This is a genomic window from Paenibacillus albicereus, from assembly GCF_012676905.1.
GTDB lineage: Bacteria > Bacillota > Bacilli > Paenibacillales > Paenibacillaceae > Paenibacillus_O > Paenibacillus_O albicereus.
Genome location: NZ_CP051428.1, coordinates 3,115,131 through 3,127,733, shown reverse-complemented (window position 1 = coordinate 3,127,733; position 12,603 = coordinate 3,115,131). Strand labels below are relative to the sequence as shown.

Genomic DNA, 12,603 nt, shown 5'->3' with positions numbered 1-12,603 from the left:
CCCCGGCACGCATCCGCGGCAGCGTCCCTCGCCGGCTTCCATGCGCCGCGACCGCGGCCGAAGCACGCCCCATCTTCGCCTTATGCGGCGGGTGGGGCTTTTTCGTCTGTGTTAGACGAACGCTCCCGAATCGGCTACAATAGGGGGAGCAAGAGCAAGAGCAAGAGCTGGAGCAAAGGAGCTGTCGGGAGCTGTGAGCGATTGTATTTTCTGCAAGATCGTCGAAGGAGCCATTCCCTCTTCCAAAGTGTTCGAAAACGAGAACGTGCTGGCGTTCCGGGACATCGCGCCAGCGGCGCCCGTACATATTTTGATCATCCCCAAACGCCACCTCTCCACGATGAACGACGCGGGGCCCGAGGACGCCGCGCTGCTGGGCGAGCTGCTGCTCACGGCCCAAAAGCTCGCCGCGCAGGAAGGCATCGCCGAGTCCGGCTACCGCCTCATCAACAACTGCAACTCGGACGGAGGGCAGACCGCCTACCACCTGCATGTGCATCTGCTGGGAGGGCGTCCGCTGGGTGCGCTGGTCGAAGGTCATACGAGTTGACACTGGCTCTTTCATTGAACTATAATTAAATTTGATTAGCCGTGTTCATCTTCTGGACCGTCTGTTTCGGAGGGAGGGATAACAAGTGTCTGAAACGAAAGTTCGCAAAAATGAAACCATCGATGCTGCACTCCGCCGCTTCAAGCGCACCATTGCTAAGGACGGCGTCCTGGCTGAGGTGAAAAAGCGCAAGCATTACGAGAAGCCGAGCGTGAAGCGCAAAAAGAAATCCGAGGCTGCGCGCAAGAGAAAGTTTTAGGAGGATCCTTCCGAAATGAGCCTTAGCCAAAGATTGGACGACGACATGAAGCAAGCCATGAGGGACAAGGACAAGTTCCGCTTGACCACGATCCGCATGGTGCGCGCAGCTGTGAAGAACCAGGAGATCGACCTGAAGCGACCGCTTGAGGACGGCGAGGTTCTTGACATCGTCAGTCGCGAGATCAAACAGCGCAAAGAATCCCTCCAAGAATTTCAAAAAGCCGGCCGCGACGATCTTGTAAAAGATGTCGCAGCAGAAATTGATATTATTAGTGTCTACCTTCCCGCACAGCTGACCGAAGAAGAGATCAAAGCAATCGTACAGCAGACGATCCAGGAAACCGGTGCTTCTTCCAAGGCCGACATGGGCAAAGTGATGAGCGCTCTCATGCCGAAAGTGAAGGGACGCGCTGACGGTAAGCTAGTAAACCAAACGGTACAGCAATTTCTGCCTTAATCTCGGACCACAACAACACTCCCTTCGGGGAGTGTTTTTTGGTTTTGCCGGCTGAATGGCGCCGCATAGGGTAAAATAGGCGAAACGAAAGGGCTTCTCGCCCGTATCAAAGAAGGAGTAAATGCTTCACCACTGAATTAGTTAGGGATGATTTTGCATCAAGGGGGGATACCAACTGAGAAAAGTGAGGATAGCGGCTGCAGGCTCCGCTCTATTCGGACTCCTTGCAACCGCCACGGCATCCGCTGCAGGCGCGGCCGGCGCAGAGGGAGGAGCCGTCTGGCTGGCCGATCCGTATGTCGCCGCGCTGCTGCTGTTTGCCGGCTTCACCGGGACGATGCTCGCGCTGCTGCTGTCGGGCTTCGCGGCTCCGGGGCTGATCGGCATCATCGGCTTCGGCCTGTTCTTTCTCGGCGGCCACCAGGCCGGCTACAGCGAAGGAATGGACGTCTTCTTCTTCGTCCTCGGCATCGTGCTGCTCGTGCTGGAGCTGCTCGTCCCGAGCTTCGGAATTCTCGGCATTCTGGGAGCGGCCGCGCTGGTCCGCGCGATCCTGTTCAGCTTCGAGGACATGGCGACGGCGACGATCGCCATGCTGTCGGCATTCGCCGCAGCGATCATCGTCGTCACGCTGATCGCCCGCCGCTTCAAGGAACGGGGGATCTGGAACCGCTTCGTCCTGAGAGAACGATTGACGAGCGAGGAAGGCTTCGTGCCTTCGGCGTCCAAATCGAGCCTCCTCGGACAACAGGGCGTCACGGTGACGGCGCTTCGCCCGGCGGGCATCGTCGATATCGGCGGAGAACGCATTGATGTCGTCACGGCGGGCGAGTTCATCGCTCAGCATGCCAGGGTTGTCGTTTCGCGGGTCGAGGGTACGCGCGTCATCGTCAAGGAAATCCACTAACAAAGGAGTCGATTCAATGGATATGGATTTTGCAGGCGTCGGATATGTCGTCGCCGCAATCGTCGCCGTCATCGTCATCGCCGTCTTTCTAAGCTTCTTCCCGATCATGCTCTGGATCTCGGCTCTCGCCTCGGGCGTGCGCATCGGCATCATCACGCTCGTCGCCATGCGCCTGCGGCGCGTCACGCCAAGCCGCATCGTCAATCCGATGATCAAGGCGACCAAGGCCGGCCTCGGCTTGTCGATCAACCAGCTGGAAAGCCACTATTTGGCGGGCGGCAACGTCGACCGCGTCGTCAATGCCCTGATCGCCGCCCAGCGCGCCAACATCGAGCTGGAGTTCGCCCGTGCGGCGGCGATCGACCTGGCCGGCCGCGACGTGCTTCTGGCCGTGCAGATGAGCGTCAATCCAAAGGTCATCGAGACGCCGACCGTGGCCGCCGTCGCCAAGGACGGCATCGAGGTGAAAGTCAAAGCACGCGTCACGGTGCGCGCCAACATCGAGCGGCTCGTCGGCGGCGCCGGCGAGGAGACGATCATCGCGCGCGTCGGGGAAGGCATCGTCACGACCGTCGGCTCTTCCGGCTCGCATAAGGACGTCCTGGAAAACCCGGACCTGATCTCGCGCACCGTTCTCGGAAAAGGGCTGGACGCCGGCACGGCGTTCGAAATCCTGTCGATCGACATCGCGGACGTCGATGTAGGCAAAAACATCGGCGCCAACCTGCAGACGGAGCAAGCCGAGGCCGACAAGCGCATCGCCCAGGCGAAGGCCGAGGAGCGCCGCGCGATGGCCGTCGCCCAGGAGCAGGAGATGAGGGCGCGAGTCGTCGAGATGAGAGCCCGCGTCGTCGAGTCGGAATCCCAGGTTCCGCTGGCGATGGCCGATGCGCTCAAGTCCGGCAAGCTTGGCGTCATGGATTACATGAACTTGAAGAACGTCGAGGCGGACACCCAGATGCGGAGCAGCATCGCCAAGCCGGAAGGCCAGGCGAACGACACGAAAAACGGAGGCTGAACCGACGCTCCCGAGCCGCATCGCAGGAGGTGAGCCGCGGCCATGCCCAACCCGATTCAACTGCTGATCAATTTTCTGCTCGACAACATCTTTTTCGTCTTCCTTATTGTCGGCGCGATCTGGTCGGTTCTCGGCAAGCTGTTCAAATCGGCGACGCAGCAGCAGCCGGGCCGTCCGGCAAGCCGTCCGCCGGGGCGCATGCCCGACTTCGGCGGCGGCGGACTCGATCGTCGTCCGTCTCCGCCCGTTCCGTCTCCCCTGCAAAAACCCGAGGCCGAATCTGCCCCGAGTCGGACGGAGGCCGTCCGTCCCCCTGCCGTCCGCCAGGACCAGGCAGGACCGAGGGGTCGAACGGCGCAGCCGGGCCGCATTCGGACCATCGAGCCCGAGCCGGAGGGAACGAGCGGCGGCGAAGGCCAGTCGCTGGAATGGCAGGAGGAGGCGGCGAGGAGCCCGTTCGGCCGGTACGAGACGACACAGGCCCCGGATCGGACGGACGACTCCAGCCCGAATGAATTCTGGGAACGATCGGCTTCCGCCGCGATCGCCGAATCCAGGCCTTCGGCTCCTTCCGCGTCCAGGCTGCAGCCGCCGCGAGCGGGCAGCGTGAGCGGAGACGACTTGCGCCAGGCCGTGCTCTGGGCCGAGATTCTTGGCCCGCCGCGCTCGCGCCGCAGCGGCGGCCGCTGAGCGAAGGACAGCCAAGGTTCGGATCAGCCCCGCGAGGGGCGGAGGTTCGATCGTGATCGTCCGCAAGTCCGCCTGTCAAAACAGCCGCTTCGACCGCCTTCCGGCGGCGGAGCGGCTGTTTGTGCTTGGCATTCCCGGCGCGCAACCCAGGCCGGAGCTCTCCTCGGCGCAGCGCAAGCCGTTCATATTCCTCTTTTCCGAGGCATAGGTATGGATAGATAAGCGATGAAAAGGGAGGGCGGACGCCTCGATGGGCAAGCTGAACCGCAAGCTGCGCAAATGGACCGCCGACATGCTGGACCTGCCTCAGGATGTAGCCTACGACCTGCCCCGCATGACGATGATCGGCGATCGGCAGCTTTATATCGAGAACCATCGGGGAGTGCTGCACTTCTCGTCGGAGCAGCTGCGGCTGCAGCTGAGCCATGGCGTGCTCGAGGTGAGCGGAGCGGACCTGGTCATCCGCACGATCTGGACCGAGGAAGTGTTCATCGAGGGCAAGATCGCATCGATTCAGCTGATGGACAAGGAGGGGCCGAGATGAAGGTAGGCTGGCTGCAGAGAGCAAAAGGCATCGTCACGGTGCAGGTCCGCGGAGGAGAGCCGGAGGCGCTCGTGAACGGCGCGCTTGAGGACGGGCTGTCTCTGTGGTCCATCCGCCGGACGAGCCCGGAGCATATGGTATTTTCGCTGACGGTGCCGGACTTTTTCCGGCTGCGTCCGTATTTGCGGCGGACAGGCTGCCGCGTCCATGTGACGCAGCGGGAAGGCTTGCCGTTCTGGCTGCGGAAGGCCGGGAAGCGCAAGTTTTTCCTCGGCGGCGTCGTGCTCTTTTTCACCGCCATGTACCTGCTGTCCTCGCTGCTGTGGAACATCGAGGTGCGCGGCAACAAGACGATCCGCACGGAAGACCTGCTGGCGGCGGCCAAGGCGGAGGGGGTCCATCCCTTTCAATGGGAGTGGAAGCTGCCGGAGCCGTCCGATCTGGCCAAGCGGCTCTCGCAGCGGCTGCCGGATGCGGCCTGGATCGGCGTGGAGAAAAAAGGGACGAGGCTGATCATCCAGGTCGTCGAGACGAAAAAGCCGCAAGCGCGAGCGCTCCGGAGCACGCGGCATCTGATCGCCTCCGCAGACGCTGTCGTCACCCGCATCATCGCCGACAAAGGGCGTCCGGTCGTGCATGTCAACAGCCGGGTGAAAAAAGGCCAGACGCTCATCTCCGGCACGATCGGAGAGGGGTCCAACACGGCGACCGTCGTGGCGGACGGGGAAGTACGCGGGCTGGTGTGGTACGAGTATAATGTCGTGTCTCCGCTCGTGCGCACGGTAAACGTGTACACGGGAGAGACGAAGACGAAATGGTCGCTCGTGCTGTTCGGTAAGGCGTTTCAGGTGAGCGGCTACGGCAAGGACTCGTTCGCCACGTCCCAGACGAGGGAGCAGCTGCAGCAGCTCGGCTGGCGCGGCTGGGAGCTGCCCGTCGGCCGGCTCAAGGAGACGGTGATGGAGCTGCGGCAGGATCGGCGGCAGCTGGGGCGCGAGGAAGCGGTGGAGAGCGGACTGCTTCAGGCGCGTGCCGACGTCCTGTCGAAAGCCGGCGCGGATGCCGTCGTGAAGGAGCAAAAAATTTTGCATGAGAAGACGGACAATGGTAAAGTTTATTTGAAAGTTCTGTTGGAAGTGGATCAGTCTATCGTCAAGGAAATGCCACTAGTTCAGATGCAAGGAGAATGAGGAACGTTTGCCGACTGAGACGAGAACCGTAAAGATTGCACTGGACAACGCCGCGGAGGGCCTCGCGCTGTTCGGCCCCCGCGACCACTACTTGAGGCTGATCGAAGAGCAGACGGAGTCGACGATCCGCTCGCGAGAGGCCGAGATCGTCATCAGCGGTCCTGAGGCGGAGGTCGCCTCGCTCGAGCAGCTGTACACCGTGCTGCTGCAGCTCGTGCGGGGCGGCTATTCGCCGTCCGAGCGGGACATGCAGTATGCGTTCGACCTGTCCCGCACGCTGGAGGCGGACCAGCTGCTCGACCTGTTCAAGATGGAGCTGACTTCCACATTCCGCGGCAAGCCGATCCGGGTCAAGACGATCGGGCAGCGGCATTACGTCAAGACCGTCAAGGCCAAGGACATCGTGTTCGGCATCGGTCCGGCGGGCACCGGCAAGACTTATCTCGCCGTCGTGCTGGCCGTCGCGGCGCTCAAGGAAGGCGCCGTCAAGAAGATCCTGCTGACGCGTCCCGCCGTGGAGGCGGGCGAGAGCCTCGGCTTCCTCCCCGGAGACCTTCAAGAAAAGGTCGATCCGTACTTGCGTCCGCTTTACGACGCTTTGCACGACGTGCTCGGTCCGGAAGCGACGGCCAAGGCCTTCGAGCGAGGCATCATCGAGATCGCTCCGCTCGCTTATATGAGGGGCCGGACGCTTGACGATTCGTACATCATTCTCGACGAAGCCCAGAATACGACGCCGGAGCAGATGAAGATGTTCCTGACGAGGCTGGGCTTCGGCTCCAAGATGATCGTAACCGGCGACGTGACGCAGATCGACCTTCCGCGAGGCAAGAAGTCGGGCCTGCGCGAAGCGCAGCGGATTCTCGCCGGCATTCCCGAGATCGGCTTCATTACGTTCACCGAAGCCGATGTCGTGCGCCACTCGCTGGTTCAGAAGATCATTCTCGCTTATAATGAGGATGACGAAAACCAAGCATAGAGAGGATGGTTGCCTGAATGGACCGGAAGAGCGCCGAGACCCGGAACGCGGCCGAACAGCCTTCATGGGCAGCCAGCTGGAAGCAGAGCACGGGCATCCGCCTGGCGCTCTGCGTTTTGTTCGTGCTGCTGTTCTACCTCAACCTCTCGCCGCATCTGATTCCCCAGACGTACAATATTACGCTCGGCGAGGAGAGCGGCCGGGACATCGTCGCATCCAAAAGCCTCGAGGACAAGATCGCCACAGCCAAAGCCCAGGAGCTGGCGGCCGAGTCGGTGGAGCCGATCTCAAGCTCGCTGCCGCTCAAGCCGGAAGCGATCCTGAACCGCGTCTTCAACCGGATCGAGGTGCTCAACCAGGACGAGGGAGTCAGCACGAGCGACAAGATCGAGATCTATCGCGGAGAGATTCCGTCTTATTACAACGAATACATCGACGAGTTCGTGCGGACGAACAGCGGCAAGCCGGATATCAGCGAGGCGCTCCTGGAGGAGATGTCCCGGGTCGCCAAGAGCCAGAGCTACGCGGTTCCGGCCGAGGTGTTCTACAAGCTGCCGGCGCTGACGCCCGCCCAGGTCGCGGAGATGCGGCAGGTGGCGGTCAACGTCGCCCGCAAGCTGTCGGCGGACTCCATCCGCGAGGCGGAGACGTCCCGCGCCAAGGTGGCGGAGCTCGTCAACGCGAGCTCGCTGACGCAGCGGACGACGCGGGAGGTCGTGCAGGAGCTGGCGCGCATGTCGCTCATGCCCAACAAGTTCCTCGATTCGGCCGCGACCGAAGAAGCGCGCGAGCTGGCACGCCAGAATACGACGCCGGTCATCATCAAGGAAGGCGGCGTCATCGTCAAGAAGGGCGAGGTCGTCACGCAGGAGAAGCTCGACATGCTGGCCGGAGCCGGCCTGCTCGGGGGGCAGCGCAGCTACTGGCCGCAGCTCGGCCTGCTGCTGACGAGCCTGCTGTTCCTGCTCGTGCTGATGGTCTACCTGTACCAGAGCGGCCGCATCGGCGGCGTCAAGCCGCGCTACAACAACATGCACCTGTTCATGCTCTGGCTGATCCTGTTCCTCGATCTGGCGCTCATGCAGGCGACAGCGCTGGCGCAGTCGCCGGCGATGCCGTATATCGGCTACCTGGCCCCGGCCGCCGTCGGCACGATGCTCATCACGCTGCTGCTGGACAAGCATCTGGCGATCGTCAGCTCGTTCGTGTTCGCGATCATGGGCAGCATCATCTTCAACCACGACGTGAACCTGATCTTCGACTTCCGCTACGGCTTCGTCATCTGCGTCGTCTCGTTCAGCGCCATCTTCACGGTGCACCGGGCCAGCCAGCGCTCGACGATCCTCAAGGCCGGCATCATGGCGAGCCTGTTCGGCGCCGTGACCGTGCTGGCGCTGCTGCTGCTCGGCGATCTGCCGGAGCGCCAGGAGCTGCTCTACTCGCTCGGCTTCGCCTTCGTCAGCGGACTCATCACGGCAGTGCTCGTCATCGGCCTGATGCCGTTTTTCGAGCTCAGCTTCGGCATCCTGTCGGCGCTCAAGCTCGTGGAGCTGTCGAATCCGAACCATCCGCTGCTGCGCAAGCTCCTGACGGAGACGCCGGGAACCTACCATCACAGCGTCATGGTCGGCAACCTGTCGGAGGCGGCGGCCGAGGCGATCGGAGCCGACGGCCTGCTGTGCCGGGTCGGGTCCTACTATCACGACATCGGCAAGACGAAGCGTCCCGGCTATTTCATCGAGAACCAGAGCGGCGAAAATCCGCATGACAGCATCGATCCGAAGCTGAGCAAGTCGATCATCGTGGCCCATGCCCGCGACGGGGTGGAGATGCTCAAGCAGCACGGCATCCCGAAGCCGCTGCGAGATATCGCGGAGCAGCACCACGGCACGACGTCGCTCAAGTTCTTCTACTTCAAGGCGGTCAAGCAGGCGGAGGCGGAAGGGATCGAGCCGGACTTCACCGAGGACGAATTCCGCTATCCGGGGCCCAAGGCGCAGTCCAAGGAGGCGGCGATCGTCGGCATCGCGGATTGCGTCGAGGCAGCGGTCCGCAGCCTGCGCAGCCCGACGATGGAGAACGTCGAGTCGATGATCCAGAAGATCATCAAGAGCCGCCTGGACGACGGCCAGTTCAACGAGTGCGATCTGACGCTCAAGGAGCTGGACAAGATCGGCCAGACGCTGAAGGAAGCCGTCATCGGCATCTTTCATTCGCGGATCGAATATCCGGAAGAGGTCAAATCAAAGGAGAAGCTGGCATGAGCGTGACGATGGATTGGAGCAACGAGCAAGAAGCGGTCGAAATTCCCGAGGCGTGGGGGCAGCGGCTGGAGCGGCTGCTGGAGCTGGCGGCCCGGGCCGAGGGCATCGAGGATGGAGAGGTGGCCGTGACGTTCGTCGACGACGCGCGCATCCATGAGCTGAACCGCGAGTATCGCGGCATCGACCGTCCGACGGACGTGCTCAGCTTCGCGATGCAGGAGGACGGCGAGGACGAGCTCGGCATCATCTACGAGGTCGAGGACGAGGCCGACGAGCTGCCGGTCAGCGAGCCGCTCGGCGACATCATCATTTCCGTCGAGACCGCCGTGCGGCAGGCCGAGGATTACGGCCACTCGCTGGAGCGGGAGCTCGGGTTCCTGTTCGTGCACGGCTTCCTGCATCTGATCGGCTACGATCATCAGGATGCCGAGGCCGAGGCCGTCATGACGGCCAAGCAGGAGGCCGTCCTGCAGCAAGCCGGCTTGACGCGGGAATAGGCGGCAGCCATGGCGAGGCCGTTCCGCGACAGCTTGTCGGACGCCTGTGCCGGCATCGCCGCCGCCATCCGCAGCGAGCGCAACATGCGGATTCATCTGGCGGCCGGCGCGGCCGCCTGCGCTCTGGCCGCCTGGCTGGGCATCGGCCCGCTCCAGTGGGCCGCGCTTACGCTCGCCATCTCGCTGGTGCTGGCGGCGGAGCTGATGAACACCGCCGTCGAGCGCGCGGTCGACCTCGCCTCTGGCGGCAAGCTTCATCCGCTCGCCAAGGTGGCGAAGGACGCCGCAGCCGGCGCGGTGCTCGTCTGCGCGGCCGCTTCGGCCGTCATCGGCCTGCTCGTGCTGGGGCCGCCGCTATGGCGGCTTCTGGCCGTTTAAGTTTGGATTGAATCCGGTCCCTGGAGGACCGGCCAAGGAGAGAATACATGAGTCCGACCAACCAACCGATCGACAAGCTGCTTGAGCAGCTGACCGGACCTGCGCGCCAGGCGATGAGCCGCGCGTACGTCCCTTATTCCAAGTTCCAGGTAGGCGCCGCCCTGCTGGACGAGCATGGCCGCATCCACCAAGGCTGCAATGTGGAGAACGGCGCCTACAGCCCGGGCAACTGCGCGGAGCGCACGGCGCTTTTCCGGGCGATCGCCGACGGCTGCGAGCCCCGTACCTTCCAAGCGATTCTCGTCGTCGGCGACACGCCGGGTCCGATCTCGCCATGCGGCGTATGCCGCCAGGTGCTGTCCGAGCTGTGCGGGCCGGACATGCCCGTCGTCATGACGAACCTCAACGGCGACCAGGCGGTCATGACCGTCGCCGAGCTGCTTCCGGGAGCCTTTTCGCTGGAAGACAGCCGCATGGACGGGCACAAGGAGGGCAACCGCTGATGGCGAACACGACAGGCAGCAAAAAAGGGTCCGAAGCGAAGTTCCGCTCCGGGTTCGTCGGCATCGTCGGCCGGCCGAACGTCGGCAAGTCGACGCTCATGAACCGGATGATCGGCCAGAAAATCGCCATCATGTCGGACAAGCCGCAGACGACGCGCAACAAGATCCACGGCGTGCTGACGCGCGACAACTCGCAGATCGTCTTCCTCGATACGCCCGGCATCCACAAGCCGAACTCCAAGCTCGGCGACTATATGGTCAAGGCGGCGGAAGGCGCCCTCTCCGAGGTCGAGGCGATCCTGTTCCTCGTCGACGTGGCGGAGGGGTATGGAGGCGGCGACCGCTTCATCATCGAGCGGCTCAAGTCGGTCAAGACGCCGGTATTCCTCATCCTCAACAAGATCGACAAGATCGACGACGAGAAGCTGATGAAGACGATCATCGAATACAAGGACCGCTACGACTTCGCGGAGATCATCCCGATCTCGGCGCTCCAGGGCAGCAACGTCGAGCGGCTGCTCGACCAGATCGACCGCTACCTGCCGGAAGGACCGCAGTATTATCCGGCCGACCAGGTGACCGACCATCCCGAGCAGTTCGTCTGCGCGGAGATGATCCGCGAGAAGATCCTGCAGATGACGCGCGAGGAGATTCCGCATTCCATCGCCGTGACGATCGAGAGCATGAAGGTCCAGGAAAACGGCGTCGTCCACATCGGCGCGGTCATCTTCGTCGAGCGGGATTCGCAGAAGGGCATCATCATCGGCAAGCAAGGCGCCCTGCTCAAGGAAGTCGGCAAGCAGGCGCGGCGCGACATCGAGAAGCTGCTCGGCTCCAAGACGTTCCTCGAGCTGTGGGTCAAGGTCAAGAAAGACTGGCGCAACCAGGACCGCGTCCTGCGCGACCTCGGCTTCCGCAACGAATAGGCCTTTCCCGCTATTTGACAGCATAGCCCTTCTTCCTTTTCCGCATGATAAGAGTGCCAGACGCGGGTAGCCGCGCCACTTTGGAAAGCGAAAGGAAGATGGCGGCATGCGGGATTTTTCGTGGACGTATTTTACGATGACCGGTGATGTTGAGTCGTTTTTGCTTTACAAGGAAGTGGATCAGGTTCGCGAGGCGGGAAGCGCCGAAGCGGCGGCCGCGGCGGAAGCCGCCGCGCAGGAGCCGGCCGAGGCATGGGTGACGTTGACCGTCTGACGTCCGTCCTTCCTGCAGATGCGGCTTACTGAAGCTGCTCGGGCCCGCCCGGAGCCATGCGCTCCGGGCGGTTTTGGCATGCTTGCCTTGCCCGCGACCGCCGTTCGTCCGCTTGCAGGAAGGGGAGAGGACCTATGATCTACCGGGTGGAAGGCATCGTCATCCGCAGCGTCGACTACGGAGAAGGCAACAAGATCGTCACGCTGCTGACCGATTCGGCAGGCAAGGCGGGCATCATGGCCCGCGGCGCGAAAAAGGTGCGCAGCCGCCATTCGTCGCTCGTGCAGCCGTTCACGCACGGCGAATTCGTCTATTTCCGCAACGCCGGTCTGGGCCAGCTGAACGGAGGCGAGATCCTCGAGTCGAACCACCAGCTGCGGGAGGATCTCGAGCTGTCCGCTTATGCGGCCTATGCGGCAGAGGTGTGCGACCGGGCGTTCCAGGACGACGAGGCGGGCGCCTATTTGTACCATCAGCTCAAGGCGTGCTACGACGCGCTGCGGGACGGGAAGGATCCGGGGATCGTCATCCATCTGTTCGAGATGAAGATTCTCGAAGCCGCAGGCTATGCGCCGCAGCTTGACGTATGCGTCAGCTGCGGCTCGGACCGCGGGCCGTTCCGGCTCAGCGCGGCGGGCGGAGGCCTGCTCTGTCCCCGCTGCCGCCACCGCGACCTGCAGGCGCTTCCGCTGGAGGAAGGGGCGCTGAAGCTGCTGCGGCTGTTCGGCGCGATCGACCTGCGGCGCCTCGGCAGCATCCAGGTGCGCCCCGAGACGCGGCAGCAGCTCAAGCTTGCACTGCGCTCGCTCATGGACGCGCATCTCGATCTGAGGCTCAAGACGCGCGGCTTCCTCGACCAGCTGGAGCGGATGAACGAGCCGATGCCGGCGTCCGCCGCGGCGGCGGCGGAGCGTCGGCGGCAGCGGGCGCAGGAGCGGGAGGAGATGCAGGCGGAGCCGGAAAAAGAAGATGCCGCATCCGAATCCGCGGGAGAGGATGCGACGCTGCAAGAAGATTCTTTGGACGGTTGACAGTGGCCGAGTGAAGGGTTACAATGGGAAAATATGCTCGAACGAACGATGATGGAGAAGGTAGTCTGCTGATCTTCCGAATTTCCAGCGGGAACAGCGAGCCGGGGGCGGTGGGAGCCCGGCCGGAAGCGCAG

17 protein-coding genes are annotated in these 12,603 nt (G+C 63.0%); all 17 read left to right on the top strand.

The genetic code is table 11. From position 1 onward, the window contains the following. Nucleotides 1-193: 193 nt before the first annotated feature. The 17 genes from HGI30_RS13960 (at nucleotide 194) to recO (ending at nucleotide 12,469) form a co-directional block, all read left to right on the top strand. Entirely contained in the window at nucleotides 194-550 is a 357-nt protein-coding gene (locus HGI30_RS13960) for a histidine triad nucleotide-binding protein (RefSeq protein WP_168908115.1), read from the top strand. 85 nt (nucleotides 551-635) lie between these two features. Next, nucleotides 636-809 (top strand): 30S ribosomal protein S21, encoded by a 174-nt coding sequence (gene rpsU / locus HGI30_RS13955; protein WP_028597065.1) that lies wholly within the window; start codon nucleotides 636-638, stop codon nucleotides 807-809. A 15-nt stretch (nucleotides 810-824) separates the two neighbouring features. Beyond that, complete coding sequence (locus tag HGI30_RS13950; RefSeq protein WP_168908114.1) at nucleotides 825-1,268, top strand: GatB/YqeY domain-containing protein; 444 nt, start codon at nucleotides 825-827, stop codon at nucleotides 1,266-1,268. A 184-nt stretch (nucleotides 1,269-1,452) separates the two neighbouring features. Continuing rightward, on the top strand, nucleotides 1,453-2,175 hold the full coding sequence (locus HGI30_RS13945) for an NfeD family protein (protein ID WP_168908113.1): 723 nt from the start codon (nucleotides 1,453-1,455) through the stop codon (nucleotides 2,173-2,175). 22 nt (nucleotides 2,176-2,197) lie between these two features. After that, complete coding sequence (gene floA / locus HGI30_RS13940) at nucleotides 2,198-3,193, top strand: flotillin-like protein FloA (protein WP_168909886.1); 996 nt, start codon at nucleotides 2,198-2,200, stop codon at nucleotides 3,191-3,193. Nucleotides 3,194-3,235: 42 nt separating this feature from the next. Then, complete coding sequence (locus HGI30_RS13935; RefSeq protein ID WP_168908112.1) at nucleotides 3,236-3,883, top strand: hypothetical protein; 648 nt, start codon at nucleotides 3,236-3,238, stop codon at nucleotides 3,881-3,883. Nucleotides 3,884-3,935: 52 nt separating this feature from the next. Continuing rightward, nucleotides 3,936-4,091: a hypothetical protein gene (locus HGI30_RS13930; RefSeq protein WP_168908111.1), complete on the top strand. Its 156-nt coding sequence runs from the start codon at nucleotides 3,936-3,938 to the stop codon at nucleotides 4,089-4,091. A gap of 42 nt (nucleotides 4,092-4,133) precedes the next feature. Further along, nucleotides 4,134-4,427 carry a sporulation protein YqfC gene (gene yqfC, locus HGI30_RS13925; RefSeq protein ID WP_168908110.1) on the top strand — a complete coding sequence of 98 codons (294 nt, stop codon included), beginning with the start codon at nucleotides 4,134-4,136 and terminating at the stop codon, nucleotides 4,425-4,427. Then, a complete protein-coding gene (gene yqfD / locus HGI30_RS13920; protein WP_168908109.1) occupies nucleotides 4,424-5,617 on the top strand; it encodes a sporulation protein YqfD in 1,194 nt (397 codons plus the stop codon). The genes yqfC and yqfD overlap by 4 nt, the downstream gene beginning before the upstream one ends. A gap of 7 nt (nucleotides 5,618-5,624) precedes the next feature. Then, complete coding sequence (locus tag HGI30_RS13915) at nucleotides 5,625-6,596, top strand: PhoH family protein (RefSeq protein WP_168908108.1); 972 nt, start codon at nucleotides 5,625-5,627, stop codon at nucleotides 6,594-6,596. 17 nt (nucleotides 6,597-6,613) lie between these two features. After that, nucleotides 6,614-8,860 (top strand): HD family phosphohydrolase, encoded by a 2,247-nt coding sequence (locus HGI30_RS13910; protein ID WP_168908107.1) that lies wholly within the window; start codon nucleotides 6,614-6,616, stop codon nucleotides 8,858-8,860. Then, a complete protein-coding gene (gene ybeY / locus HGI30_RS13905; RefSeq protein ID WP_168908106.1) occupies nucleotides 8,857-9,357 on the top strand; it encodes an rRNA maturation RNase YbeY in 501 nt (166 codons plus the stop codon). Before HGI30_RS13910 ends, ybeY begins: the two co-directional genes overlap by 4 nt. A 9-nt stretch (nucleotides 9,358-9,366) precedes the next feature. After that, nucleotides 9,367-9,735, top strand: coding sequence for a diacylglycerol kinase family protein (locus HGI30_RS13900; protein ID WP_168908105.1), 369 nt, complete (start codon nucleotides 9,367-9,369; stop codon nucleotides 9,733-9,735). Nucleotides 9,736-9,782: 47 nt separating this feature from the next. Continuing rightward, entirely contained in the window at nucleotides 9,783-10,238 is a 456-nt protein-coding gene (gene cdd, locus HGI30_RS13895) for a cytidine deaminase (protein WP_168908104.1), read from the top strand. Continuing rightward, the gene (gene era, locus HGI30_RS13890) at nucleotides 10,238-11,164 is read left to right on the top strand and encodes a GTPase Era (RefSeq protein ID WP_168908103.1); all 927 of its coding nucleotides are present in this window, start codon (nucleotides 10,238-10,240) and stop codon (nucleotides 11,162-11,164) included. The genes cdd and era overlap by 1 nt, the downstream gene beginning before the upstream one ends. 106 nt (nucleotides 11,165-11,270) lie before the next feature. Beyond that, nucleotides 11,271-11,438 (top strand): YqzL family protein, encoded by a 168-nt coding sequence (locus HGI30_RS13885; protein WP_168908102.1) that lies wholly within the window; start codon nucleotides 11,271-11,273, stop codon nucleotides 11,436-11,438. 134 nt (nucleotides 11,439-11,572) lie between these two features. After that, complete coding sequence (gene recO, locus HGI30_RS13880; protein ID WP_168908101.1) at nucleotides 11,573-12,469, top strand: DNA repair protein RecO; 897 nt, start codon at nucleotides 11,573-11,575, stop codon at nucleotides 12,467-12,469. Nucleotides 12,470-12,603 lie beyond the last annotated feature (134 nt).

Excerpts from the sequence above, each read along its gene's own strand:
- HGI30_RS13950 (WP_168908114.1), top strand. The coding sequence starts at position 825 with ATGAGCCTTAGCCAAAGATTGGACGACGACATGAAGCAAGCCATGAGG.
- floA (WP_168909886.1), top strand. The coding sequence starts at position 2,198 with ATGGATTTTGCAGGCGTCGGATATGTCGTCGCCGCAATCGTCGCCGTC.
- HGI30_RS13935 (WP_168908112.1), top strand. The coding sequence starts at position 3,236 with ATGCCCAACCCGATTCAACTGCTGATCAATTTTCTGCTCGACAACATC.
- yqfC (WP_168908110.1), top strand. The coding sequence starts at position 4,134 with ATGGGCAAGCTGAACCGCAAGCTGCGCAAATGGACCGCCGACATGCTG.
- yqfD (WP_168908109.1), top strand. The coding sequence starts at position 4,424 with ATGAAGGTAGGCTGGCTGCAGAGAGCAAAAGGCATCGTCACGGTGCAG.
- HGI30_RS13910 (WP_168908107.1), top strand. The coding sequence starts at position 6,614 with ATGGACCGGAAGAGCGCCGAGACCCGGAACGCGGCCGAACAGCCTTCA.
- ybeY (WP_168908106.1), top strand. The coding sequence starts at position 8,857 with ATGAGCGTGACGATGGATTGGAGCAACGAGCAAGAAGCGGTCGAAATT.
- HGI30_RS13900 (WP_168908105.1), top strand. The coding sequence starts at position 9,367 with ATGGCGAGGCCGTTCCGCGACAGCTTGTCGGACGCCTGTGCCGGCATC.
- cdd (WP_168908104.1), top strand. The coding sequence starts at position 9,783 with ATGAGTCCGACCAACCAACCGATCGACAAGCTGCTTGAGCAGCTGACC.
- era (WP_168908103.1), top strand. The coding sequence starts at position 10,238 with ATGGCGAACACGACAGGCAGCAAAAAAGGGTCCGAAGCGAAGTTCCGC.
- HGI30_RS13885 (WP_168908102.1), top strand. The coding sequence starts at position 11,271 with ATGCGGGATTTTTCGTGGACGTATTTTACGATGACCGGTGATGTTGAG.
- recO (WP_168908101.1), top strand. The coding sequence starts at position 11,573 with ATGATCTACCGGGTGGAAGGCATCGTCATCCGCAGCGTCGACTACGGA.